Annotated in this window: 20 protein-coding genes; 9 read left to right on the forward strand and 11 right to left on the reverse strand. The window is 57.9% G+C overall.

Going from position 1 to position 25584, the window contains the following annotated elements:
* The first annotated feature begins 339 nt into the window (after positions 1-339).
* The 4 genes from Q0Z93_RS02870 to Q0Z93_RS02885 all read left to right on the forward strand — a co-directional run bounded on the left by Q0Z93_RS02870 (position 340) and on the right by Q0Z93_RS02885 (position 9922).
* Positions 340-807: a hypothetical protein gene (locus Q0Z93_RS02870; protein ID WP_298062366.1), complete on the forward strand. Its 468-nt coding sequence runs from the start codon at positions 340-342 to the stop codon at positions 805-807.
* Positions 808-2831: 2024 nt separating this feature from the next.
* A complete protein-coding gene (locus tag Q0Z93_RS02875; RefSeq protein WP_298062368.1) occupies positions 2832-3452 on the forward strand; it encodes a hypothetical protein in 621 nt (206 codons plus the stop codon).
* Complete coding sequence (locus Q0Z93_RS02880) at positions 3439-3822, forward strand: four helix bundle protein (RefSeq protein ID WP_298062370.1); 384 nt, start codon at positions 3439-3441, stop codon at positions 3820-3822. The genes Q0Z93_RS02875 and Q0Z93_RS02880 overlap by 14 nt, the downstream gene beginning before the upstream one ends.
* Positions 3823-8503: 4681 nt before the next feature.
* Positions 8504-9922 carry an RNA-directed DNA polymerase gene (locus tag Q0Z93_RS02885; RefSeq protein WP_298062372.1) on the forward strand — a complete coding sequence of 473 codons (1419 nt, stop codon included), beginning with the start codon at positions 8504-8506 and terminating at the stop codon, positions 9920-9922.
* 24 nt (positions 9923-9946) lie between these two features.
* Here Q0Z93_RS02885 and Q0Z93_RS02890 read toward each other — a convergent pair whose 3' ends face one another.
* The 11 genes from Q0Z93_RS02890 to Q0Z93_RS02940 form a co-directional block, all read right to left on the reverse strand.
* The gene (locus Q0Z93_RS02890; protein ID WP_298062374.1) at positions 9947-10594 is read right to left on the reverse strand and encodes a cytidylate kinase-like family protein; all 648 of its coding nucleotides are present in this window, start codon (positions 10592-10594) and stop codon (positions 9947-9949) included.
* A gap of 40 nt (positions 10595-10634) precedes the next feature.
* The gene (locus Q0Z93_RS02895; RefSeq protein WP_298062375.1) at positions 10635-12005 is read right to left on the reverse strand and encodes an MATE family efflux transporter; all 1371 of its coding nucleotides are present in this window, start codon (positions 12003-12005) and stop codon (positions 10635-10637) included.
* Between the two features lie 61 nt (positions 12006-12066).
* The gene (gene trpA / locus Q0Z93_RS02900; RefSeq protein ID WP_298062377.1) at positions 12067-12843 is read right to left on the reverse strand and encodes a tryptophan synthase subunit alpha; all 777 of its coding nucleotides are present in this window, start codon (positions 12841-12843) and stop codon (positions 12067-12069) included.
* On the reverse strand, positions 12840-13463 hold the full coding sequence (locus Q0Z93_RS02905; protein ID WP_298062378.1) for a phosphoribosylanthranilate isomerase: 624 nt from the start codon (positions 13461-13463) through the stop codon (positions 12840-12842). Before Q0Z93_RS02905 ends, trpA begins: the two co-directional genes overlap by 4 nt.
* Positions 13463-14251: an indole-3-glycerol phosphate synthase TrpC gene (gene trpC / locus Q0Z93_RS02910; protein WP_298062380.1), complete on the reverse strand. Its 789-nt coding sequence runs from the start codon at positions 14249-14251 to the stop codon at positions 13463-13465. Before trpC ends, Q0Z93_RS02905 begins: the two co-directional genes overlap by 1 nt.
* Before the next feature lie 12 nt (positions 14252-14263).
* A complete protein-coding gene (gene trpD / locus Q0Z93_RS02915) occupies positions 14264-15259 on the reverse strand; it encodes an anthranilate phosphoribosyltransferase (protein ID WP_298062382.1) in 996 nt (331 codons plus the stop codon).
* A gap of 7 nt (positions 15260-15266) precedes the next feature.
* Positions 15267-15836, reverse strand: a complete 570-nt coding sequence (locus Q0Z93_RS02920) for an aminodeoxychorismate/anthranilate synthase component II (RefSeq protein WP_298062384.1) — start codon at positions 15834-15836, stop codon at positions 15267-15269.
* Between the two features lie 16 nt (positions 15837-15852).
* Complete coding sequence (locus tag Q0Z93_RS02925; RefSeq protein ID WP_298062386.1) at positions 15853-17346, reverse strand: chorismate-binding protein; 1494 nt, start codon at positions 17344-17346, stop codon at positions 15853-15855.
* Positions 17333-18532, reverse strand: coding sequence for a tryptophan synthase subunit beta (gene trpB / locus Q0Z93_RS02930; protein WP_298062388.1), 1200 nt, complete (start codon positions 18530-18532; stop codon positions 17333-17335). The genes Q0Z93_RS02925 and trpB overlap by 14 nt, the downstream gene beginning before the upstream one ends.
* Positions 18533-19102: 570 nt before the next feature.
* On the reverse strand, positions 19103-19726 hold the full coding sequence (locus Q0Z93_RS02935; RefSeq protein ID WP_298062390.1) for a response regulator transcription factor: 624 nt from the start codon (positions 19724-19726) through the stop codon (positions 19103-19105).
* Entirely contained in the window at positions 19723-20418 is a 696-nt protein-coding gene (locus tag Q0Z93_RS02940; protein ID WP_298062392.1) for a hemerythrin domain-containing protein, read from the reverse strand. Before Q0Z93_RS02940 ends, Q0Z93_RS02935 begins: the two co-directional genes overlap by 4 nt.
* Positions 20419-20443: 25 nt before the next feature.
* Between Q0Z93_RS02940 and Q0Z93_RS02945 the strand changes: the two genes are divergently transcribed.
* The 5 genes from Q0Z93_RS02945 (at position 20444) to Q0Z93_RS02965 (ending at position 25583) form a co-directional block, all read left to right on the forward strand.
* Positions 20444-20593: a hypothetical protein gene (locus Q0Z93_RS02945; protein WP_298062395.1), complete on the forward strand. Its 150-nt coding sequence runs from the start codon at positions 20444-20446 to the stop codon at positions 20591-20593.
* A gap of 72 nt (positions 20594-20665) precedes the next feature.
* Positions 20666-21460, forward strand: coding sequence for a CRISPR-associated endoribonuclease Cas6 (gene cas6 / locus Q0Z93_RS02950; protein ID WP_298062396.1), 795 nt, complete (start codon positions 20666-20668; stop codon positions 21458-21460).
* A 24-nt stretch (positions 21461-21484) separates the two neighbouring features.
* Positions 21485-22066: a hypothetical protein gene (locus tag Q0Z93_RS02955; RefSeq protein ID WP_298062398.1), complete on the forward strand. Its 582-nt coding sequence runs from the start codon at positions 21485-21487 to the stop codon at positions 22064-22066.
* Position 22067: 1 nt separating this feature from the next.
* Positions 22068-24257, forward strand: a complete 2190-nt coding sequence (cas3, locus tag Q0Z93_RS02960) for a CRISPR-associated helicase Cas3' (RefSeq protein WP_298062399.1) — start codon at positions 22068-22070, stop codon at positions 24255-24257.
* Between the two features lie 9 nt (positions 24258-24266).
* Positions 24267-25583 (forward strand): hypothetical protein, encoded by a 1317-nt coding sequence (locus Q0Z93_RS02965; protein WP_298062401.1) that lies wholly within the window; start codon positions 24267-24269, stop codon positions 25581-25583.
* Position 25584 lies beyond the last annotated feature (1 nt).

Raw genomic sequence — 25584 nt, forward strand, 5'->3', positions numbered from 1 at the left:
TGCGCACGGGAGGCGAAGGTGAGTTGTGGTACGTCGGCCTCGGCGGGTACTATTGGTCTTCGGCAGTCAGTGGCACCCTCAGTGTGTACTTGATCTCCGAGACGACGAGAATCATCCCCAGCTACGCGTACTACCGCGCCCGCGGTCTTCAGGTGCGGTGCCTCCAAGAATAATAAGCGGACGGAGCGCGGCGGATGAGGCTGGCCCCGCGAGGCAGCGCCTCGCACCGCGGGGAATCCCGCGGGCCATGCCGAATCTCCCGCGGAGGCCGCGTGTTTAAGGCTGCCGGAAGGGATTAGGCTCCGGGCTTGTAGGCCCGGAGCCCCCGGATGGCGGCCTTTGGCCGCCCGGATTTTCCCGAAATTTCCGAAATTTTCGGGATTTCCGAACTTCCTGGTTTTGCAGTCGGGTTGTTTCGGGAATTCTCGGATTTATTCGGATTTCTTATTGGTTTGGCTGTTAGGGTCAGGCTGTTTTCGGGTCTCCTCGAAGTTTTTTGGGGTTTTCGGGATTCCCGAGCTTCCCGGTTTTGCAGTCGGGTTGCTTCGGGATTTCTCGGATTTGTTCGGATTTCTTATTGGTTTGGCTGTTAGGGCCATGCTGTTTTCGGGTCTCCTCGAAGTTTTTTGGGGTTTCGGGATTCCCGAGCTTCCCGGTTTTGCAGTCGGGTTGTTTCGGGATTTCTCGGATTTGTTCGGATTTCTTATTGGTTTGGCTGTTAGGGTCAGGCTGTTTTCGGGTTTTCTCGAAGTTTTTTGGGGTTTTCGGGATTCCCAGACTTTTGAATCCTCGGATTTTTCGCCGTAACTGCTTGTTTGGCTATTTAACTAATTGTTTGGTAGGTAGTTGCGGAGCTTCGGGGTGCTCGTTTGGCTGGCCGTTTGGGGTTATTCGGGTTTTCCGAAATTTCGGATTCCCGGATTGTGGCTTTGGTCGCCCAGGCTGTCTTGGATTGCTTCCGGAGCCTCCGAATTTTGGGGGAATTTTCGGGATTCCCGGATTTGTTCGGATTTCTTGGTGAGGTTGTTTAGTGGGCTGTTGCCCAGGATGTTAAGAATATCTGTTTGCGAGCCTGGTCATTTACCTGTTCTTTTGCGGGCTGGTTTTTGCGGGGCCGGGGCGGAAATTCTCGGCTGACGAGCGGTTTTCCCACGGTGTGCAGCGCCAGCGTCTGATGGCTTTTCGGGATTTCCGAACTTCCTGGATTTTTGCGGTCGGACTGTTTCGGGTTTCCCCGGATTCCCTGGATTTGCTCGGATTCTCATTGGTTTGGCTGTCGGGGTCAGGCTGTTTTCGGGATTCCTCGAAGTTTTTTTTGGGGGCGGGATTCCCGAACTTCCCGGATTTTTGCGTTCGGGCCGCAGCCTCCCGCAGCAGAGGCCCGGTGCCGCTCGGTACTCGACCTGGGCTGTAACTACCCTTTCTTGGCCGGAGCCAGCGGGGCCGGATAACGAGCCAAGCGAGTTGCAGGCCTCCGCCGGGGGTGGCTCCGGCCTGGCATCGGGAGATCACAGCCAAAAGTTCTTTCGCGTCCGAGCGGCACCGTCCGACGCCGGCGGAGGAGCAAGTAAGCGTAGCGAACGTTGCGCCCTCCGCGTGGGGCGGCGTCGGGCGCGCGACCAAAGGTCGCGATTTATTGGATTCCGGCCTGGCCGCTGATACGGGGAGCTGTTTTTCCACACGCGAAAGCGCCCTCCCGGAAGCGGCGTTCTTGAAACCAGTGTTCTCCTTAATTGCGGGTAGACACAGCAGACCCGGGAATGTCGCGTTTCGCCTTGTCGAAGCCCGTGCGGGTGCGCGGGCTTCGACAAGGCGAAACCGATTCCCGGCGACTTCTTTGCTTTCTTTGACCTTCGGTCTTCCTCGCGCTGCCTCGGCATAGCCCGCAAGCGGTCTCTGCTCTCGGTACGCTGCTCGGTTCTTGGTCACCCAAGAAAGGAAGGGCCCCCGCGGCATGAGCGGTGAAACGAAAAAGCAATGAAAAAACACCGGCTCGAGTGCCGAGTGGCCCCCTCCGCCGGGGCTCCGGGCAAGCAGGGGTAGTTACAGCCAAGTAAGAATGCCGGCGTCTGATCGTTTTGTGTGCCGAGCGGCCTCGCTGACTTCGGGTCGTATCCGTGCTTCGGAGCCGTACTTGTCGCGAGTGCCGGAGAAAATCCGGTTCGCAGAACCGGGCGGGCCGGACGCCTCCCCACGGGAGGCCCGCAACTCGGCGGTGCTCGTTGCGTTCTCTCCCGGGCGCCCGACTCGCTGCCGCTTGGCATTGCGGGTTCCGGTTAAGGGGGAGTTACAGCCAGCAGGAATACCGGAGGCTGATCGCTTTGCGGGCCGCAGCCTCCCGCAATGGAGGCCCGCTGCGGGAACCGAACTTATTTCAAAGTACATTCGAAATACGATACAGAGGAGTGCTCATGCACTGTTGGTGTCAGCTGATGTAAACAATGGATTTTCGCCTGTGCTATTCCGTCGATTTTGCGGCTGGCCGAAGGGCTTCAGTGTTTGCAGCACTCCTCTTTTATTTATTGGCACGGTGTCCCGGCCGTCGTGAAACAAACCGGCGACAGAATTCTATATTTTCTCGACCTGCACAATCTGCGAAAGCGGAATGACCGGCACTGTACGGGGTGGCCGCCCGATTTATTTTATGTCATTATCTCTGTTAGCGTAATGTGGTGTGGATCACTTGTTTATTCTGTATTCGGATGAGAAGTGAGCGGGCTGCACAGCTGGTTTTATATATTTTTGTGACACTTTTGCCGAGGTCTTTTCCAAGTAATTTTTTACTTTTATCCCGAGGACGCGGTTTGGAGCATTAAAAAAATTATAGTATTATGACCCTACAGGAAATAATTGCGGCCGAAAACCGCAACACGGATAAGATATACCTCCATTTGGAGGGGATTTTCTGGAAGGCTTACGAACGGTCGGCGTTCGCTTTTATCCATCGTATTTCTCGTTATAAAGCCTCCAAGCGATTCGTTAAGTATTTGGACGTTCAGGTGGTATCGCTCGGTTTTCCCGATGCTTCGCGGAAAAAGGTGTTGGGCGACCGTCCGTTGTTTTCCCAGTCGGACGATATGCTGGTATTGGATGCCGGTGGAATCGACGTCGGGGAGTACCGGCGTTGGAAAGAGGGGCTGCCTTTGGTCGTTCCCAAACCGGCTGCTCCGCCGGCAAAGGCTGCGCAGCCACTTGCATACGGGAGTGGTTACGGGGCGGGAGGCCGTCGAATCGCGATTCCTGTGCCCGATGTGGAGTCGGTGCCGCGGTGTGCGGCGGTCGACCCCGCGCCATCCGGGATGGCTGCTGCGCATTCCGCGCCGGCTGTTGAAGCATCGGTCAGCGAAGCCGTGCTGCGCGACTTGCGCAATTTCAGCGTCGAGAACGCCACGCCGCTGGAGTGCCTTCTGTTCGTCTCTTCCTTAAAAAAGCAACTCAATGGCAATATATGATAACCTGGAGGTGTTCAAGGCCAGTTACGACCTGTTGCTTTACGTCTTCCAGTTTACGCCCAACGTCAAGCGGGATTACCGCTACACGCTGGCGGAGAAAATCAAGGACAATATCATCGAGCTGTGCCTGTGCATCTATCGGGCCAACGCGTCGAAAGACCGGGTGCCGGATATCCGGCAGGCGCGCGAACGGCTGGTGACGATCAAACTGATGTGCCGCATGCTCACCGACCTGAAACAGATCTCGGTCAAACAGTTCGCGGTGGTGTGCACGCATACGGAGTCGATTTCCAAACAATTGCAGGCGTGGCAGAAGTATTCCGAAAAGATGAAGGCCGAACAGCAGGCCGCCGGGATACAGCATGCCTGACGCCGTACAGTAAAGCTCTTTGACGTTTCAGATATTGCATGTCTTTTCGGCGGTTTCGTGAAAGTCCCGGCAGCCCTACGGTTCCGGAGTGCCGGTGAACCCGTCAGGGGCGCCGGCAGAGCGAACGATAAATTCAGCAGCCCACTGATCCTATAATTAGTTATCCATTCGAAGCCCCGCGAGCAAGGCTCCGGGCGGCTTCAATCCAGCGGCTGCTTGTGCCGTTGTCGGCAGTGCGCGGTTCCCGCCCCGGGCTTCCGCGACTCAGGCAACAACGGCCAGAATGGCGGATTGATGAACGTCGGCAACAACGGGTACAGCTGGTCTTCAGCGGTCAGCGGTTCCAACGGCGTGTACTTGAACTTCAACGCGACGAACCTCAATCCCAGCAACGTGAACAACCGCGCCTTCGGTCTTCAGGTGCGGTGCCTCCAAGAATTTATCGGCACCGGTGTTTCGGCCCGACCGCAGGAAAGATGTGCAAATTCTTTGTTTCCGGTTCTTTCCCGGCAACGCAAAGCGTCTCGAATAGTTCCGGAGTGCCGGTGGCCCCCGCCAGGGGTTCCGGCAGAGTGAACGGTAAATTCAGCAGCCCACTGATGGAAACATTAGTTATTCAATCGAAGCCCCGCGAGCAAGGCTCCGGGCGGCTTCAATCCAGCGGCTGCTTATGCTGCTTTCGGCTGTGCGCGGCCCGCCCCGGGCTACCGCGACTTCGGTCGCGCGGGTGTTGAGGGCGAGGTCAGGCTCGTCGGCGAGTACGGTTACAGTTGGTCGTCCTCGGTCAGCAGTTCCAGCGCGTTCTTCTTGGAGTTCAATACAGGACACGTCTATTCCAGCAACGCGCATAACCGCGGCCACGGCTTTCAGGTGCGGTGCCTCCAGCATTTACCTGCGCTTTGTTCTGTCCTCGGGCATTGTTCCGGGCAGGATAAGGGCACCCGCCCCGGGCTTCCGCCACTACGGCACCGGCGCGCTGACGCTCGTCGGTAACGAGGGTACGGTCTGGTCTGGTACGGCGGAGAGTGGGAGTACGAACGCCTGGCGATTGTTGTTCGATGTCCCGCGCGTGACTCCCCAAGCTGCGAATTACCGTACCTACGCCTTTCAGGTGCGGTGCCTCCAGCATTTACCTGCGTTTTGTTCTGTCCTTGGGCATTGTTCCGGGCAGGATAAGGGCACCCGCCCCGGGCTTCCGCGATGCGGGTAGCCGCAGGGGAGGCGAAGGTGAGTTGTGGTACGTCGGCAATGACTGCTCAGTCTGGTCGTCCTCGTTCAGCGGGGCCTACGCGTACTACTTGCGCTTCAGTCCGACGGTACTCCAACACAGCACTCCGCATGGCCGTGCCCACGGCTTTCAGGTGCGGTGCCTCCAGCATTTACCTGCGCTTTATTCTGACCTCGGGCATTGTTCCGGGCAGGATAAGGGCACCCGCCCCGGGCTACCGCGGCAACGGCGAGGGAGCGTTGTGGAATGTCGGCAGCAACGGGTACAGCTGGTCGTCTTCGGTTAGCGGTACCAACGGCCTGTACTTGCACTTCGACGCGACGAACCTCTATCCCAGCACCACGGCGCACCGCGGCCACGGCTTTCAGGTGCGGTGCCTCCAGCATTTACCTGCGCTTTATTCTGACCTCGGGCAGTGTTCCGGGCAGGATAAGGGTAGGCCCGCCCCGGGCTACCGCGACTTTGGTCGGGCCGGCTATGAAGGCGTGGCCGGCGGCGTCGGCGCCGGTGGGTACACTTGGTGTTCGTCAGTCGTCGGGCAGGGCGGTGAGTACTTGCATTTCGACTTGACGAGCTTCAATCCCAGCCGCGTGAATGGCCGTGCCCACGGCTTCTCGGTGCGGTGCCTCCAGCATTTACTTGCGCTTTGTTCTGTTCCCGGGCAATGAACCGGACAGTATAGGAGCAGGCACCCGCCCCGGGCTACCGCGACTTTGGTCGCGCGGCTGTCGAGGGCGTGGCCAGGAGCGTCGGCTACGAGGGGTTCTTCTGGTCATCCACGGTCAGTGATTCCCAGGCGGTTTTCTTGGGTTTCGGCACGCCGTACCTCAATTCCAGCAGCGCGAACTATCGCGGCCACGGCTTTCAGGTGCGGTGCCTCCAGCATTTACTTGCGCTTTGTTCTGTTACCGGGCAATGAACCGGGCAGTATAGGAGCAGGCACCCGCCCCGGGCTTCCGCGACTCAGGTAGCAACGGCCAGAATGGCAGGTTGCTATACGTCGGCTACTACGGGTTCAGCTGGTCTTCCTCGGTCAGCGGTTCCAGCGGCGTGTACTTGGATTTCGCCGCGCCGGGCCTCACTTCCAGCAACGCGGGCTATCGCGGCCACGGCTTTCAGGTGCGGTGCCTCCAGCATTTACCTGCGTTTTGTTCTGTCCTCGGGCAGTGTTCCGGGCAGAATAAGGGCCCCGCCCCGGGCTACCGCGGCAACGGCGAGGGAGCGTTGTGGAACGTCGGCCGCTACGGGGAGTGGTGGTCGTCCACGGTCAGCGAGACCAACGCGTTCTTCTTGCGCTTCCACGCGACGTACGCCAATCCCAGCGACAAGTACTACCGTGCCCACGGCTTTCAGGTGCGGTGCCTCCAGCATTTACCTGCGCTTTGTTCTGTTACCGGGCAATGAACCGGACAGTATAGAGGGAGGCGTCCGCCCCGGGCTACCGCGACGCAGGCGACCATGGCCATAATGGCGGTTTGCTGGACGTCGGCAACAGCGGCTATAGTTGGTCGTCCACGGTTAGTGGTGGGACCCGCGCGTTCTCCTTGCTCCTTTACGCGCCGGGCCTCAATCCCAGCAACGCATACTACCGCGCCTTCGGCTTTCAGGTGCGGTGCCTCCAGCATTTACCTGCGTTTTGTTCTGTCCTCGGGCAGTGTTCCGGGCAGAATAAGGGCCCCGCCCCGGGCTACCGCGGCAACGGCGAGGGAGCGTTGTGGAACGTCGGCCGCTACGGGGAGTGGTGGTCGTCCACGGTCAGCGAGACCAACGCGTTCTTCTTGCGCTTCCACGCGACGTACGCCAATCCCAGCGACAAGTACTACCGTGCCCACGGCTTTCAGGTGCGGTGCCTCCAGCATTTACCTGCGCTTTGTTCTGTTACCGGGCAATGAACCGGACAGTATAGAGGGAGGCGTCCGCCCCGGGCTACCGCGACGCAGGCGACCATGGCCATAATGGCGGTTTGCTGGACGTCGGCAACAGCGGCTATAGTTGGTCGTCCACGGTTAGTGGTGGGACCCGCGCGTTCTCCTTGCTCCTTTACGCGCCGGGCCTCAATCCCAGCAACGCATACTACCGCGCCTTCGGCTTTCAGGTGCGGTGCCTCCAGCATTTACCTGCGCTTTGTTTCGTTGCCGGGCAATGAACCGGACAGTATAGGGGAAGGCGTCCGCCGGAGTGTCTTGCGGCTACGGCGGCAGGGCAGAGTGAATCGGTAAATTCAGCAATCCACTGGCTCGTCGCATTCGCGAACGCATGCGGCGCGTTAGTTAGTCACGGCCCCCGATCGGGGCCGGAAGGGCGGCAATCGGGTCTTGCAGTCCTTTCCGCGGAGAGATTGCTATTAGGAGGAGTTGCGCCCCGGGCTACCGCGTCAACAAAACGGGCGCACTGAACGCTGTCGGCGACGGCGGGTATAGTTGGTCGTCGTCGGTGAGTGGTTCCACGGCCTTTCAGTTGGATTATTACCCACAGATACTTCGCATCTATCCAGGTAATCGCGCCCACGGCTTTCAGGTGCGGTGCCTCCAGCATTTACCCGGATGCCTCCCCTTTTTTTACGTTCTTTTCCTGACAGGGAGACCCTCTTCGGAGTTGGCCGTCGCCGAGATTGGCCGCTCCCTGTTTCGGCCCTATGCAGGGTGTCTTTTCCGGAGTGCCGGCGAACCCGTCAGGGGTACCGGCAGAGCGAAGGTAAATTCAGCAGCCCACTGATTTCAAACGTTAGTTATTCATGCGAAGCTCCGCGAACAGGATTTCGGGAGACTTCAATCCAGCGGCTGCCCGTACTGCTGCCGGCAGTGCGCGGTTCCCGCCCCGGGCTTCCGCGACGCAGGCAACAATGGCAGGAATGGCGGTTTGTGGCACGTCGGCAACAATGGGGAGTGGTGGTCATCCTCGGTCAATGGGGCCTACGCGTACTACTTGGACTTCAACGCGACGGGCCTCAATCCCAGCAACGCGCATGGCCGCGCCCACGGCTTTCCGGTGCGGTGCCTCCAAGCATTTACCTGCACCCTGCTTTTTATGGATAATCGCCCTTCGGGGCTTGCAATACGGCAATGGAACAGGGTTCCGGAGTGCCTGCGCATACGTGTGCGGGCAGAGTGAATGATAAATTCAGCAGTCCGTTGGCCGAGGGCGTGACTTCGGTTAGCTACTTTTCCCGGTGCGTGTCGCTTTCTTCACCGGAACAGCGGCACGGACTCGCGAGCGGCTGCTTATGAACTCCGTAGCCCCGGGCTACCGCCCTAACAATACCGGCGCACTGAACAACGTCGGCAACGAGGGCTCAGTCTGGTCGGCTGCGGCGAGCGGTACTAACGGCGTCTACTTGCGGTTCGTTACGAATGCTGTTCAGCCCGGCAACGCGAACAACCGTGCGAACGGCTTTCAGGTGCGGTGCCTCCAAGCATTTATCAGTATGCCCTGTTCCTTTTTACGAACCGATCTATGGACGAACATACGACAAAACCCACACCGGAGCGGCCCGACACTCTGCTCGAAGACCTCTTCCGGGCCTATTTCGATGCCCGCAAGCATAAGCGGAACACCCGTAACCAACTGCGGTTCGAGATGGATCTCGAAGCCAACCTGATCGAGCTTTACCACCAGATACACAGCCGCGAATACCGGGTGGGGCCGAGCGTTTGCTTTATGGTCGAGCACCCTGTCAAACGCGAGATTTTCGCCGCCGATTTCCGCGACCGCGTGGTGCACCACCTGCTGTTCAATTATATCGCACCGCTGTTCGAGCGGACGTTCATTACCGACAGCTACTCCTGCCTCAAGAACAAAGGCACGCTGTACGGCATCGAACGGCTGGAACATCATGCGCGTTCATGTTCCAATAACTACAAGGAGACTTGTTATGTCCTGAAACTCGATATACAAGGCTATTTCATGAACATCAACCGCCGGATCATGTACGAGATCATCGAGCGGGTGATGCTCAAAATGGGGCCGCGCAAGTCGAATAAGGGGAAACCGTGGAACGAGCTGCTGGATTACGACCTGATCCTGTATCTGCTGCGGGAAGTGGTGTTCAACGACCCGACCGAAAACTGCATCATGCGCGGCAGCCGCTCCAAATGGGCCGACCTGCCGCGGAGCAAGAGCCTCTTCACTTCGCCGAAAGACTGCGGCCTGCCGATCGGCAACCTGACTTCGCAGCTGTTCAGCAATATTTACCTGAACGACTTCGACCACTTTGTCAAGCGCAAGCTGGGGCATAGGCATTACGGCCGGTATGTGGACGATTTCTATATCATCCACAAGGACAAGGAGCTGCTCAAACGGCATATCCGCGAGATCAATGCCTATTTGCAGGAAAATCTGGGGCTGACCCTGCACCCGAAAAAGATTTATTTGCAGGAGATCTCCAAAGGGGTCACGTTTCTCGGGGCGGTGGTGAAGCCTTACCGGCGCTATATGGTCAACCGCACGCGCAACCATTTCAGCGAGCTGCTGGCCTCGATGAACGCCTATATCCGGACGCATCCCAAGCCGTCCAAAACGTTTCTGGTTTATATGCAGGCGGCGATGAACTCCTATCTGGGGTACATGACGCACTACAAGTGCTACAAAATGAAACTGAAGATGATCCCGCGGATGGGCGAGGTGCTGAGATTGGGCTATCTGACCCATAACATGACCCGCTACCGGCTGAACCGGGGAGTTCGGGATCGTATCGGCGTCGGCGGCAGGGACACCGTGCTGCCGTGGGAGATGGAGTGCCTGCCTCTGCCCCCGGAGAGGGCGGAAGAAGCGTTCGTGCCGGATGACGATGCCGACTGGTTCGACCGCCGCCGTCGGGCCGATGAAATGGACGCCCTGCTCTCCGCAGAGAGAAGACGGCAGGGCGCGGAATGAATATGCGGCGGGTAGACCGGCAGTTTATTCGGCCGCTTCGACAACGGCCTGGATCCGTTGCTCCACATAGCTGCGGATCAGTTCCGCCGTCTTTTCGATACCTAAGACCGACGAGTCGATGCACAGATCATAAGACGCCGCCGCCCCCCAGCATTTGTCCGTATAAAAATTATAATAACCGGCCCGTTTTTTGTCCGTTTTGCGCATCATTTCCATCGCCTCTTTCGGCGTTTTCGCCCCGTGGCAGCGCATCACCCGGTCGATCCGGTCGTCGTCCGAGGCGTAGACGAACGTGCTGATGCAGATCGGCTCGTTTCGCAAGATATAGTCCGCACAACGGCCCACGATCACGCACGAACCCGCGCGGGCCACCTCCCGGATCACGTCCGACTGGAATTTGAAGATGTTTTCGCCCGCCAGTGCATTTTCGGCGCCTACCGCCCCGCCGCTCATCATCAGGTTGGCCGTGAGTGCGCGTATCAGGCTGCCCGGGGTTTTTTCGTCCGCCTTTTCAAAATATTCCGGATCGATGCCGCTCTCTTTCGAGGCTTCGGCGATCAGTTCCTTGTCGTAGTACGGGATGGCGAACATGTCGGCCAACCGGCGGCCCAATTCGCGTCCGCCGCTGCCGAACTGACGGCCGATGGTGATGACGAAACGAGGGTTTTCCATAGCGAATGAATCTGTGTTTGCGAACGTTTAGTGAAATGCGTTATACCGTGGGTTGTATCGGTTGCTGCATCCGACGGAACTTCCGGAACAGTTTTGCCAGCAGAATCGCCGCCAGCGTCGTGGCCGCCGCATCGGCCAGCGGCATGCTCATCCAGACCCCGTCCGGCCCGAAAAATTCCGGCAGGAACAGCAGAAACGGCACTAAAAAGAGCAATTGCCGCGTCAAAGAGAGGAAAATGGCTTTCGGGGCCATCCCGATCGACTGAAAGAAGTTCGAGGTCACCATCTGGAATCCGACGAACGGGAACATGGCCAGCACGATGCGCAATCCGTGGCTGGAGATGGCTAACATCTCGGCATCGTTTGTGAACAGCCGGGTGATGTATTGCGGAAACAGCTGGCAGACCGCGAATCCGGTCGTCGTGACGCTCACCGCGCAGCAGATTCCGTATTTCAGCGTCCGGGTCACGCGGTCGAACTTGCGGGCGCCGAAGTTGTAGCCTACGATCGGCTGCATCCCCTGGTTGAGCCCCATGACCACCATGACGAACAGCATGGCGATCCGGTTCACGATGCCGTATCCGCCGATATAGAGGTCGCCGCCGTGCTGCATCAGCGCCTTGTTGATCAGAATGACGATCACGCTCGAGCAGACGTACATCAGAAAAGGCGCCATCCCGATCGAGAGAATGCCTTTGACGATAGCCCGCTTGAGGCGTATCGTTTTGCGGGTGAAGTGGATGAAACTTTTCGGGTTCAGGAAGTGTCTCAGTTCCAGCCCCATGGCCGTGAGTTGGGCGACGATCGTCGCCCAGGCCGCCCCGGCGATTCCCCAGCCGAAGCCGAAGATGAAAATCCCGTTCAGAATACAGTTCAGGATGACCGCCGTGAGCATGATCGCCATAGCCCGTCCCGGATAGCCCGAAGCGCGCAGCAGGTCGTTCAGCCCCAGATAGATATGGGTGATGACGTTCCCGGCCAGAATGATGAGCATGTAGCTCCGCGCATAGCCGATCGTGTTGTCGCTGGCACCGAAGAAGTAGAGGATCGGATCCAGCAGCGGCAGGCACACCGCCGTGTAAGCCAGCCCGATCAGCGTGTTCAGAATAATGACATTGCCCAAAATCAGCCATGCGCTTTTCTGGTCATTCTGTCCCATTTTGATGGAGAGCTGGGTCGAGGCCCCGATCCCCACCAAAGAGCCGAACGCCGCGCCGAGGTTCATCAGCGGCATGGTGATCCCCAGACCCGACAGAGCCATAGCCCCCACCCCGTGGCCGATAAAGATGCTGTCCACCAGGTTGTAGAGCGACGAAGCCGTCATAGCGATAATCGCCGGGATGGCATAGCGCAGCAGCAGGGTGGATATTTTTTCGGTACCTAAAGGCAGTGGTGAATCTTGTCGCGTCATGGTGCGGAATGTTTACGGGCCGGGCAGTCGAAATCCCGGCGTCCGAGCGGCAAAGATACGTCTATTTTCGCAGTTGTCCCAACAAGTTCGCCACCGCTTGCGGGATGTCGTCCGGCGATGCCGCGAGCGCCTTGATGAATCCGCTGCCGACGATCGCTCCGTTGGCTGCGGCTTGCGCCGCCGTGCAGGTGGCCCGGTTCGAGATGCCGAAGCCGATCAGCCGCGGATTGCGCAGTCCCATGGCGTCGATGCGGCGGAAATAGTCCAGCGTTTGGGGGTCGAAAGAGTTTTGGACGCCCGTCGTGGCCGCCGTGGAGACCATGTAGATGAAGCCGCTCGTCTGTTCGTCGATCCGGCGGATGCGTTCTTCCGACGTTTCCGGCGTGACGAGCATGATGAATTTCAAGTCGTAACGGTCGGCGACCGGCTTGTAGTCCTGCAGGTAGTCGGCGAAGGGCAGGTCGGGGATGATCACGCCGTCGATGCCGGTTGCGGCACAGTCGCGGCAGAAATTTTCGATGCCGTATTGCATGATCGGGTTGAGGTAGCCCATCATAACCAGCGGAATGTGAACGCTTTGCCGAATATCTTTCAGTTGTTTGAACAGTTTGGTCAGGGTCATGCCGTTTTTCAGGGCGGTCTGACTGCTGTTCTGGATTGTTTCGCCGTCGGCCATCGGGTCGGAGAAGGGGATGCCTATTTCGGCCATGTCCACCCCTTGGGCGGCCAGTGCTTCGATAATGGCCCCCGTGTCGTCGAGGTGCGGAAATCCGGCGGTGAAATAGACGGAGAGAATGCCTTTGTTCTTTTTGTCGAAAAGGTCGGTAATGCGGTTCATGATCGGATGGTTTGAATGAAGTGTTCGAGTAATTCGGTGTTTTTCAGCCCGGCTTCGATCTCGAAGCGGCTGTTCAGGTCGATGCCGTAGAGCATGGGGTGATTCAGGATTGAAATTGCGTCCGTATCGGTCGGCGCGATGCCTCCGCTCAGGAGGAACGGCACGTGTCCCGTGTAGCCGTCGAGCAGTCGCCAGTCGAACCGATCTCCCGATCCGCCGTGTTTCGGGGTGCGGGTGTCGAACAGAAAAAGGTCGCAGCACGCGGCGTAACCGGCGGTCTGGGCGAAATCTGCGGCGGTTTCGATGCCGAAAGCCTTGATGACCTCGTACCCCATCTCGCGCAGGCGCCGGCAGCTTTCCGGCGATTCGCTGCCGTGCAGTTGCACGGCGTGCAGGCCGTAGCGTTCGGCTGTTCCCGCTATTTCGGTTGTTGGGGCATTCACGAACACTCCGACGCGGCGTACCTCTTGCGGTAATGCGCTGGGGGCTAAAGAGGCGGCGTAACGGGGAGATCGCTCGTAAAATATGAACCCCATATAGTCAGGCCGCAGCTTCGCGACGGCCGAGATATTCGCCGGATCGCGCATGCCGCAGACCTTTATTTTTAGGTTGTTAGCCATTATGATCTCAATTTCAGGATGAACTGCCGTAAAGCGTCTGCCGGATCGGGCTCTTTCATGAAAGTTTCCCCCATCAGAAAGCCCCGGAATCCCGCTTCACGCAGCCGGCGCACCGTTTCCGGCGAATCGATGCCGCTCTCCGAAATCCGCAAGTATTGGTCCGGAATCTGCGGGCCTAATTCGGACGAGGTCTGCACATCGGTGACGAACGTGGCCAAATTGCGGTTGTTGATCCCTACGACATCCGCCGCGGAACCGATATGGGGCAATTCACAAGCGTCGTGTATCTCGAGCAGCACTTCCAGTCCGAGGCCGTGGGCGAAACTCCCGAACCGTCCGACCTCTGCCGGAGTTAAAGCCGCTGCGATCAACAGGATTGCATCGGCTCCCCATAGCCGAGCTTCGGCGATCTGGTATTCGTCGATGATGAAATCTTTGCGCAGCAGCGGTATGTCGACTAACCGCCGTGCCTCCCGCAGGTCGTCGGCCGACCCGCCGAAATAAACCGGGTCGGTCAGCACCGAGCAGGCGGCCGCCCCCGCCGCAGCATAGCCCGGCACGATTCCCGCCACAGTCGCCCCTTCGTGAATGAATCCTTTCGACGGGGAGCGGCGTTTGAATTCGGCGATGATTCCCGTTTCGGAGCGTTCCAATGCCTGCCGGAGCGAACGGGCGGGGCAGGGGAGGGCCTGTGCCTCTTCCCATAGCGCCGCGAAAGGTTTCGCCGCTTTTGCCGCCTCCACCTCGTTCCGCTTGGTCTGGATGATACGATCCAATATCGTGTTCATAACGAGGCTGTTTTAGGAGTTGATCTCGATAAATCGTTTGAGTGTTTGCCGGGCTTTCCCGCTCTCGAGCGAACTCCGTGCGGCGTCGATACATTCCGTCAGCGGTTTCGTCCGGTCGAGGGTGTGGATGGCGTAAGCGGCGTTGGCGACGACCGTATTCGTTTGGGCGGCGGTCGCCGTGCCGTCCAGCACCCGGTCGAATATCCGCGCCGCTTCGCCGACCGTCTCGCCGCCGTAGAGGTCGGCCTCGCCGCTGCGGGCGAAACCTAACGATTCCGGGGCGACGATCTCTTCCCCGGCGCGGCTGAAACATTTGAAATCGTCGGTGAGGGATATTTCGTCGTATCCGTCCAGTGAATTGACGATCGTGTACTCCGTGTCGGTCTGCTGGTAAAGGTAGTTGTACATCCGTCCTAATTTCAGGTTGTAGACGCCTAACAGCTGGTACTTCGGAATGGAGGGGTTTACCAGCGGGCCGAGCATGTTGAAGAACGTTCTTACGGCCAGCGCTTTCCGCACCGGGGCGACTTTTTTCAGGGCCGGGTTGAAGAATGGGGCGTGCAGGAAGGCCATGCCGCACTGGTCCAGCGATCGGCGGAGCCGATCCGGATCGGCGGTGAATTTTACCCCGTGCGCCTCCATGACGTTCGAGGCCCCACTGACCGATGTCGCGCCGTAATTCCCGTGTTTCACCACATGGTAGCCCGCTCCGGCGGTCACGAAACAGGCAGCCGTCGAGATGTTGAATGTGTTTTTGTTGTCGCCGCCGGTTCCCACGATGTCGATGGCCGGAAATTCCGACAGATCGACCGGAATGCGCAACTCCAACAAAGCGTCGCGGAAGCCGCTCAGCTCTTCGATGGTGATGCTGCGCATCAGAAAGACGGTGATGAATGCGGCGATTTGGCTTTCGTTGAATTCGCCTTGCGATATGCGGAGCATGATTCCGCGGGCCTCGTTCCGGTCGAGGCGGTCGTGGTCGAAAAGCCGGTTGAGTATCTGTTTCATAGTTCGGTCAGTGTTTGAGCCAGTTGGCGATCAGCTGTTTTCCTTCGGGCGTGAGTACCGATTCGGGATGGAACTGCACCCCCCGCACGTCGTAGGTGCGGTGTGCCAGCGCCATGATATGCCCTTCGTCGTCCACAGCGGTGATTTTCAGCGTGTCGGACGGAAAGCCGCTGCGATCCACGATCCACGAGTGGTAGCGTCCCGCTTCAAATCGGGAGGGGAGGCCGTCGAACAGCGGGTCGGGTTCTGCGACCGTGATCGGGCTGGCGATGCCGTGGTAGACGTGCGGCAGGTTCAGCAGCCGCGCGCCGAATGCTTCGCCGACGGCCTGTTCGCCGAGGCAGACGCCGAGGATGCTTTTGGTCGGGGCGTAACGCTCGATCAGCGGCAATAGAATCCCCGCTTCGGACGGAATCCCCGGTCCCGGTGAAAGGAGGATCTTGTCGTATCTTTCCACCTCGTCGAGCGTGATCCGGTCGTTGCGGAAGATGTCGAGGTCGTCGCAGCCGGCTTCGCGCAGCAGTTGGACGAGGTTGTAGGTGAATGAGTCGTAATTGTCGAAAACTAATATCTTCATCGCAGTAAGGGGAGTGTCAGCGGCCGATTCGGCCGGCCGCTTCGATGGCGCGGCGCAGGGCGCCTAATTTGTTGTTCACTTCGCGCAATTCGTTTTCCGGGTCGGAGCTGGCCACGATGCCGCCGCCGGCCTGAAAGTAGAGCGTATTGTTTTTGCTTAGAAACGTGCGGATCGTAATGGCCTGATTCAGGTTGCCGTCGAATCCGATGTGGCCGATGCAGCCGCCGTAGAATCCGCGGCGGTGCGGCTCGATGCGGTCGATCAATTGCATGGCCCGCACTTTCGGCGCACCGGAAAGCGTGCCGGCCGGAAAGGTGTCGGCGTACAGCTTGATCGGATTGGCCTCCGCCGGCACCGTGCCGCACACCCGCGAAACTAAGTGGATCACGTGCGAATAGAATTGCAGCTCCTTGTAGGATTTGACGTAAACGTCCGAGGTGTTCCGGCTCAGGTCGTTGCGAGCCAGATCGACCAGCATCGTGTGCTCGGCGTTCTCCTTGGGGTCGGCTATCAGCTGCTGGGCCAGCCGTTCGTCTTCGGCGTCGTTTCCCGTCCGTTTCACCGTCCCGGCGATCGGGTCGATGGTCGCCACACGGCCTTCGATCTTGAAGTGGGTCTCGGGCGAGGAGCCGAAGATGCGGAACGATCCGAAATCGAAGTAGAAAAGGTAAGGCGACGGATTGATGGAACGCAGTGAGCGGTAGACGTTGAAATCGTCGCCGGCGAACGGCTGGGCGAAGCGGCGCGAAAGGACGATCTGAAAGACGTCGCCGCGCAGGCAGTGGCGAATCCCTTCGCGCACGTTGGCCCGGTGTTCGTCGTCCGTCAGGGGCGAGGTTACGTCGCCGCAGGTGCGGAACCCGTAGGTCGGGAAATTGCGGTTGGCGAGAATCCCCAGCAGACTTTCCATCCGGCTCGGTTCGTCCTCGGCCCGGTTTTCGACGACGGTCATTTCGTTCCGCAGGTGATCGACCGAGATGACGAAACGGTAGAGAATGTAGATCATTTCCGGGATGTCGGCTTCGGCGGCCGGGGCGGATTCGATCCGGACGCTTTCAAAGTACTGTACGGCATCGTAGGAGGTATAGCCGAAGAATCCGTCGGTCGTTCGGCGGTCGCCCGTGATGTCGAATCGCCGGACGAAGGCGTTCAGGGCGTCGGGCAGCCGGGTATCTTCCGTCAGGGGGTAGGTGCGGACGGTATGGTCGGGATAGTGTTCGGCCACGGTGCCGCGTTCGACGGTAAAACGGGCGATCGGTTCGACGCCGATGAAAGAGTAGCTGTTCTCGGAGGAGTGGTAGTCGGAGCTCTCTAACAGGGCCGATTCGGGAAACAGATCGCGTACTTTGAGGTAAATCCCTACCGGGGTCTGCAGGTCGGCCAGCAGGGTGCGGCTCGCGGCGGACAGACGAAAGCGGCTCCCGTTTGTCTTGCCTGCCTCGGGCGCCCTCTCCGGCGCCCGCTTGACCGGGACACTGCTGTCGCGGGCATTCGATTTATTCATTGTCATGGTTTTTCCGGTTGAAATGTTCGATATAGGTTTCCATGTCTTTGTCGCCGCGGCCCGATACGGTCAGGACGACCACGTCGTCCGGCTTGAATTTCTTCCGGCCGAACACGGCTAAGGCGTGTGCCGATTCCAACGCAGGGATGATGCCTTCCAATGCGGTCAGCTCGAATGCGGCTTTCAAGGCTTCGTCGTCGGTCACGGCTAACACTTCGGCGCGCTGGCTCTCGGCGAGGTTGGCGTGGACGGGGCCGATGCCCGGGTAGTCCAGCCCGGCGGAGATCGAGTAGGGCTCGGTGATTTGGCCGTCCGGGGTCTGCATCACGAGGGTACGGGCGCCGTGGATGATTCCTTCGCGGCCTAAGTGGATGGTCGCGGCCGATTTTTCGGTGTCGATGCCCAGACCGGCGGCTTCGGCGGCGATCAGGCGGACGCGTTCGTCGTTCAGGTAGTGGTAGAATGTTCCCGCGGCGTTGCTCCCGCCGCCCACACAGGCGATCAGATAGTCGGGGTAGTCGCGTCCCTCTTTGGCCCGCAGCTGTTTCCTGATCTCTTCGCTGATGACCGACTGGAAACGGGCCACCATGTCGGGGTAGGGGTGAGGCCCGACGGTCGAGCCGATGATGTAGTGGGTGTCGGCGGGGTGGCAGCACCAGTCGCGGATCGCTTCGTTCGTCGCGTCCTTGAGGGTCATGTTGCCGCTGGTGACGGGGCGCACTTCGGCGCCGAGCATCTGCATTTTCTGCACGTTGAGGTATTGCCTTTTCACGTCGGTGGCGCCCATATAGACGACGCAGGGCATATTCATCAGGGCACAGACCGTAGCGGTCGCCACGCCGTGCTGTCCGGCGCCGGTTTCGGCGATGATGCGGGTTTTGCCCATGCGCCGCGCCAGCAGAATCTGGCCGATGGTGTTGTTGATCTTGTGGGCTCCGGTGTGGTTGAGGTCTTCGCGTTTGAGGTAGATTTTCGTACCGTAGCGCCGGCTCATCCGCGGGGCGAAAGTGAGCGGCGAAGGCCGCCCCACGTAATCCGCGAGCAGGGTGCGGAACTCTTGCTGAAAGGCGGGATCGTCGATGATCCGCCGGTATTCGCGTTGCAGGTGTTCGACGTTGGCGTGCAGAATCTCCGGGATGTAGGCTCCGCCGAAACGTCCGTAGTAACCGTTTTCGTCGATGTGGTAATTCATGGTATTTTGTTTTGTGTTATGCGGAAAAAAGAAGAAGGGCTGTCGTGAGTTCGACAGCCCTTCTCGTTGGTTATGGTTTGATGCAGGGATAAAGCGGCTACCTCACGACTTCGTGTTAAGAAGTGAGCGCCACCACCATGCGTTGTTGACCGAAATAATCGCTTTCATGTCTGTTTTCGTACCTATGCGTACTTTGCAAATATAGTGAAAGAATCGAAGCCGTCAAATTTTTCGGAAATATTTTTTGCCGAGCAGCCTCGGCGCGAGGCAAAAAATACCCCCTCAAAAATACGGGTACATAAATATAATCGCCTATGCGTGAACGCAGTCGGCAGCTTGAGGCCGGTCCGCATGAGGGCAGTGGCAGAAAAGAACCCCTGTCTTTCCGGCATGGCTTCCGGAGGCAGGGGTTCTCGGACATTTATTGAGTTGGCTTACAAAATAAATTCGCCGTGTTTTTCGGTTTGGCTGACAGCACAAAGGTCGGCGAATCTGGAAGCGGAGGCAATCCCCGAATGTGGGGAAAAACCGGCGGTGCCATCCCCATTTGTAGGGGGGAGGCGGTCGATCTTATTCCACCTCCGACTGGTCGATCAGGTTATTCAACAAGGCATAGACCGTCAGCCCCGAAACGGTTTTGATTCCCGTTTTGCGGGTGATGTTCTTGCGGTGCGAAATGACCGTATGCACCGAGATGTGGTGCGTGTCGGCGATCTCCTTGTTGGTCATCCCTTTGGCCACGGAGACCAGAATTTCGCTTTCGCGTTCGGTGAGTTCGTAACTGCTGTTCTCTCCGGCAGATTCCGTCTCGTGCTGTCGGGCGTCAATGGCCTGCCGCAGCTTGCGGATGATCTTGTGGCCGTCGTCGTAGATGTGGATGGAACCGTGATACTGTTTCAGAACTTCCGGCTCGATGAAACTGTAGACGACGGCTACCAGCGCCGCTCCTTGCTGGCCTTCAAAGAAGTTGTGGACAGCCGTTCTTTTCTGGAAGTCGAATACTGCCGGATCGATCAGGATCAGATCCGGATTCAGCAGCGGGGCGCGTTCGACGAAATGGGTCGGTTCCTCGAAAGTTCCGCAGATTTCAAATTCGCTGCCGGCTTCTGCCAGTAAGGTTTTCAGCCCGGCAGCGATGATCGCCGAAGGTTCGATGAGAACCGCTTTCCGGTGTTTTCTCGGCGTGTTGTTCATCGCATGCGTTCCTCTAATTGTTCGACCAACGGCACCAGGATGCGGTCTTCGATCAGCGAGTGCTTGTTCAGGTCATCCTCCAGCAGATAGAGGTCGAGCAGCAGTTTGTTGCGTGCACTCCCCGGGCACATGTCCGGCAGGTATTTGATCAGGATATTCTTCAGGTCGCCCAATTTTTCCTCGATGTTGCTGTGATTTTTCTCGAACTGGCCGATGGAGTACCCCTCGTCCGATTTTTCCCCTTCGGAGAGGTTGTGGATGTAGGGAAAGACCACCGTTTCTTCGTAATTGAAATGGCGGGTCACTTCGCGGTTGTAATCGTCGAAGAAACGTTCCAGTATCCGTCCGTTTTTCGCTTCGCAGCAGCCGATCAGAGCCAGTACCTGCCTCCGGATTTCGGGAATCTGTTCGCGGGTGTAATCGGCGTGGGAGTTATGCAGGTAGTCGGTCAGGTCTTCGGCCGTGAAAGAGTGCAGCTCGGAGGCGTCCGGCAGGAAGTCGTCGAAGGTGTAGATATTGCAGACCAGCAGGAACAGGCGGGTCGATATGCCGTGCATGAGGCAGACCTCGCCGATGCTTTTGTCGCCGAAGCCCAGCTGGATGCCGAAGCGCGGCAGCACGAACAACAGCCGGTAGTTGGCGTGGATCAGGTCTGCCATCTTCATGCGTTCGGAGAAGAGGAGGTGTTTCATTCTTATCGGATCGTTTGGTGCAAAGATGTCGATTTCATTCGGGCTGAAAAAATCCGGTGCCGTTTTTCCTGTTTGTTTTTCCGGGCCTTTCGGCGTGAAAAACGCTTGGGGCCAGGTGCTTGTCCTTTCTTTTGTGATTGGGGTGATCCTCAAAAACGGCAAACGCCGGAAATAGTTTATTTTGTCGTTTTTTTAATTCAAAATTTCTATCTTTGGAAGAGGTTCATCAGTTAGAGATACACTATACATGCGTTTTAGGATAAATCTTACGATAGGGGAAGCATCGCAACGGACGCTTCCGCTGAATTATCAGTACGAATTATCGTCTGCCATTTACAAATGTATGAGCCGCAGCGATGCGGATTATGCGGCCTGGCTCCATGACAACGGTTTTACGGACTCTGAGCTGGGGGGAAAGAGGCTGAAACTCTTTTGTTTTTCCAATTTCCGCATTCCCCGCTTTTCGATCAACGGAGACCGGCTTCGTTCGGAGTGCGAGCGGATTGTTTTGTATCTCTCGTTTCTGCCCGCGCAGAGTACGGCCGCTTTTGTCAAGGGGACTTTTGCGGATCAGGTGCTCGAGGTCGGGGACAAGGTGTCGAAAGTTCGGCTTAAAGTGACGGATATTGAGATTCTGCCTCCTTTGTCCGAGATGGCGGCCGTCGATGCGGAGGGAGTTGCGGAGGGCCTCTTTCGGACATTGTCGCCGGTATGCGTGTCGCGTAAAAATCGACAGACGGGTCATGCCGATTATCTTTCGCCTGCCGATCCGCAGATGGGCGAATGCCTGATGCGGAATCTTTTGGAAAAGTATAAGTTTTATTACGGCGAGGAGTATCCGGGAAACGGAGTTTTCCAATTTGAACTTTTATCCGAGCCGCGTCGGAAAGGGATTGCCGTAAAACGCTTTACGCCTCAGGAGACGAAAGTGATCGGATATGATTACCGCTTCCGGCTGCGCTGTGATCCCGGCTTGCTGGATATGGCAGGGGACTGCGGGCTGGGCGAGAAAGGATCGCTCGGATTCGGATTCATAGGATAAAAGGAAAGCTGATCAATTACGTTTATGGAAAAGCAACAATATTTCACGGTCGTGTATAGCGGTCCTGTGGGCTTTATCAAGCCCTGGTTCGCCGGGCGCGATTCCAAAACATACAGTCAGCAGTTCCTGACCCCGTCGATTATCGAAGGCATGCGGCAGAAATTGCAGGTCGGCGGAATCCTTCGGCATAAACTCACCTATGCCGGCTTCAGTTTGCAGCGGGAACAAACTCATCCTCGCGGCTGGGATCAGCTAACCAAAAAGAAGCTAATGGTTCGTCCCCGGTCGATATTGGATCGGGGAGTGTTGGTGAATCCGAAACTGGTGCTTGCTTTTGCCTCGCGGGAAGATGCCGAGTGTGCTGTACGGCAGCATATATGTCTGTGCCGGAATGAAGACGTGTTGTTGCCGGAGCCGGAAATCCGGGTGATGGACGCAGTCCGGTTCGATGAGTTGCCGGGCTATGAACTGAGGTTCGGGAAGCGTGGCGAGGCCGGCATGTTTCCGGTGGGCTTCGACCGGTTCAGCCCGGAATGCGAAATGCGGTACGGCCGGATCGAAATAACGGGGAATCCGGTGAATACGGCGGTAGCGGGATGTGAATAAGATGGGCGACAAGTGCAGCCATATTTGGGCCAAAAGTCCGTCGTCGGCCGGCGAGGCGCTTTCGCTGGCGGATCATTTGCGTCAGACGGCGCGATTTGCCCGGGTGATCGCGGGCCGGTCGGGTCTCGATACCGACGTGGCGGTTGCGGGAGCGCTGTTGCACGATATAGGGAAAGCCTCCCTGTTGTTCCAGCAGCGTTTGCGGGGGCATTGCCGGTTGGGGGATGATATTTTCCGGCATGAGGTCGCGTCGCTGTTTTTCCTTTCCTTGCTTCCTGGGGCGTGGCACGGGCCGGTGATCGAAATGGTGGCGGGCCACCATAAATCGGTGAAAAAGGACATCCGGGGTTTGGGGCTGCTCGATTTGGACGGAGACGAGGAATCTTTTGCGATACATAGCCGGGGTTTCGGGGAGTGGTGTACGGAAGCCTTGGCGGTTTTACGGGAGATCGGCTGTCCCGGCGCGGCGGAACGAACGCATATCTCCGTGGCGGAAGCGCGGGAGAACTATGACGAGGCGGTGGCCTATTGCCGGGAAAGGACGAAGGTCAAAGAATGGTCTTTATGGAGGGGCGTATTGATGGCGGCGGACGGATTGGCTTCGGCGCTTGCGGAACAGGGGCTGGCCGATCGCATCGATACGGAAAAGCTGTTTCGGGAGCCGGATTTGAGGTATTATGCGTCGCGGCGGAGTGCGTTGTATCCGTTGTCGTTGCTGGAGGCTGACGATCCGCGGCCGCACACGATAGTGACTGCGCCTACGGGGGCGGGTAAAACCGACTTCCTGCTCCGCAGATGTCGGGGAAGGGTGTTTTACACGCTGCCGTTCCAGGCCTCCATCAATGCGATGTACGAGCGCATTCGGAACGATCTGGCGGGGACGGATGCGGATGTCCGGTTGCTGCATGCTGCTTCGGCGCTCAGATTCGGGAAAGGAACGGTGGAAGAACGGGTATTGCAGCGGCATGCGGGAGCGTCGGTCAAGGTGATGACACCGCATCAGATGGCATCGGTCGCATTCGGCGTCAAAGGGTATGAAGCGATGCTGACCGACCTCGAAGGGTGCGATGTGATCCTGGACGAGATTCATACGTACAGCGATACGATGCAGGCTGTCGTACTGAAGATCGTCGAGATATTGGCGGCGGCGGGATGCCGGGTGCATGTGGGCACGGCGACCATGCCGGGGGCATTGTATGGGCGGGTATTGGATTTGCTCGGCGGTCAGGATGAGGTTTGCGAAGTGAGGCTTCCGCCGGAGGTGCTCGATACGTTCGACCGTCATGTGGTGTACAAACTGTCTTCCGCGGCGGATGCGGAGCCGGTCGTGCGAACGGCTGTCGGACGGGGGGATAAAGTGCTGGTCGTATGCAATCGGGTGGCTCGGGCGCAGGAGATTTACGGCCGGCTGGCAGAGGCTTACAACCCGACGGTACCGGTGATGTTGATCCATGGGCGGTTCAAACGGGGCGACCGTGCGGGGCTCGAAAACCGGTTGAGAGATGAACTGAATGGGCTGCCGGCGGGAGAGGGGTGTATCGTTGTTTCCACGCAAGTGGTGGAAGTGAGCCTCGACATCAGTTTCGATCTGATGGTGACGGAGTGTGCGCCGTTGGATGCTTTGGTGCAGCGATTCGGCCGGATTAACCGGCGGAGGACGGCGGACACGATCGGCCGGTATAGACCGGTTTACGTGATCGCGCCTCCGGAAGACGGCAAGGAGGCGCTGCCCTATTCGGCGGAGGTGTTGCGGAGGAGTTTCGATCTGTTGCCGGACGGGGAGCTGTTCCGGGAGCGGGACATGCAGCGGCGGCTGGATGAACTGTATCGGACGGTGCCGGTTGCCCCGGTCGATATAGGATTGTTGGCGGCGTATGATCGGGGGCGGTGGCAGTTGGGAGGATTGATGCACCGGTCGAAATCGGCCTTGCTGGAGGCGTTGGACATCGACTCGGTGAGTTGTGTCGTGGAGGGGGATGCCGAGGCGTACAAGTCTGCATCGGCGGCAGAGAGGCAGGCGATGGAGATACCGGTGAGTTATAAGGCTGTGGGATATAACGGCTTGAACCAGTTGAAAGAGTGGGGGAATGCACCGTTCGTGATACCGGACAGAGCTTATTCGTCGGAATTGGGCTTTTTGCAGGAATTCGCGCGGCCGGAATACGAGGATGTTACGAATCGTTTTTTATAGAGGGGAATTATGATTGCATCGTACATAGGATCGGTTTTTCTGGATGCCTATAATGTGCGGGAGGGGACGGATTACGACGGGAAACGGTTTTTTGCCGAAGTGATGTTCCCGCTGTTTTTCGACCATGAGAAATACATGCTGTGGCCGTCCAATTCGCCTTTCGTTCAGGGGGTGAAGAAGGGCAAACCGTTCACCCCGGCGGAAAGGGCGGAGAAGCTGAGCGTATTGCAGAAAAGCATCGACACGGCGACCCAGGCGGATGCCAGTATTGCGCTGGGTTTTCCGGCGGCCGGGGTTACGGGTACCACTTCCGGACAGGTGACCCATATGAAAATGCCGCTGGAATCCGAAGATTACTATCTTTCTTGGATCGGTGCGGCGCTCGGGATCGGAGTTTCCGGCGGGTGGGCGATCTTGTTGGATAAACCGGAAATCCTGTTGGCGGTATTCGACGGCTGGCGGTACTATCGGGAGTTGCTGGACGGCGTACCGCAGAGTGAACCCAATAAGGTGCTGACTTGGAACGGATGCTGGATCCGGCATCGGTACGACACCGATATGAGTTTCGATGCGGAACATCCGACGGATGATTTTGTTCCGCATGAACGGGTGTTGAGGGGGGAAAAAACGGGGTTTGAAACGGTCGGCTGGGCGGAGGTCATGCAGGGGATCGCCCGGTATTTTCCGAACGAGCGGTTGATGGGATATATCTGGAAGCTGGGACAAACGAACGAAACGATCGGTTTTATCCCGTTCGAGCTGCCGGAGATCGTGCGGCCCTTGGATTTGTACATTAAGTGGTTCGGGCTGAACTCGGCGCGCAAGGCGAGGGCCTTGTTCGGGACGGCTGTGGCTTTCGAGCGGTGCTGCCAGCGGGGAAGCATCGGGATATTCGCGATGGAACCGGAAGGATTGCGGGATATCATGACAGGGCGCAAGGCACTCAAGTACAAACCGGACGATGAACAGAATCAAGTAAAGTTTCAAACCTATTTAACCTGGATCCTGGCTATGCTGAACAACGAAGAAATGTGGAACAAAGCGGAAGAAATAGCGCGATGTTTATACCAGTTTACCCAAAACGGGAAAACCGGGCGAACCGTGCGCTCCAATCTCGTGGAAAAAGAGGTATTGGGTGCATCTACCCGAAAAGCCTTGCTGAAAGCTTTGGATGATGTGAAAAAAGAATTGAGTGCAAATGAGTCGATTGGGGAGTACGACGAATTCGGCAAATTGATTCATATGATGCTGCCGGAGAATGTCTCCTATTTTATGACACTCGTGCGTTTCCGATACACTACTGTTAAATTCAACTCAAATCTTTAGA

This window comes from uncultured Rikenella sp., assembly GCF_947628055.1.
Taxonomy (GTDB): domain Bacteria; phylum Bacteroidota; class Bacteroidia; order Bacteroidales; family Rikenellaceae; genus Rikenella.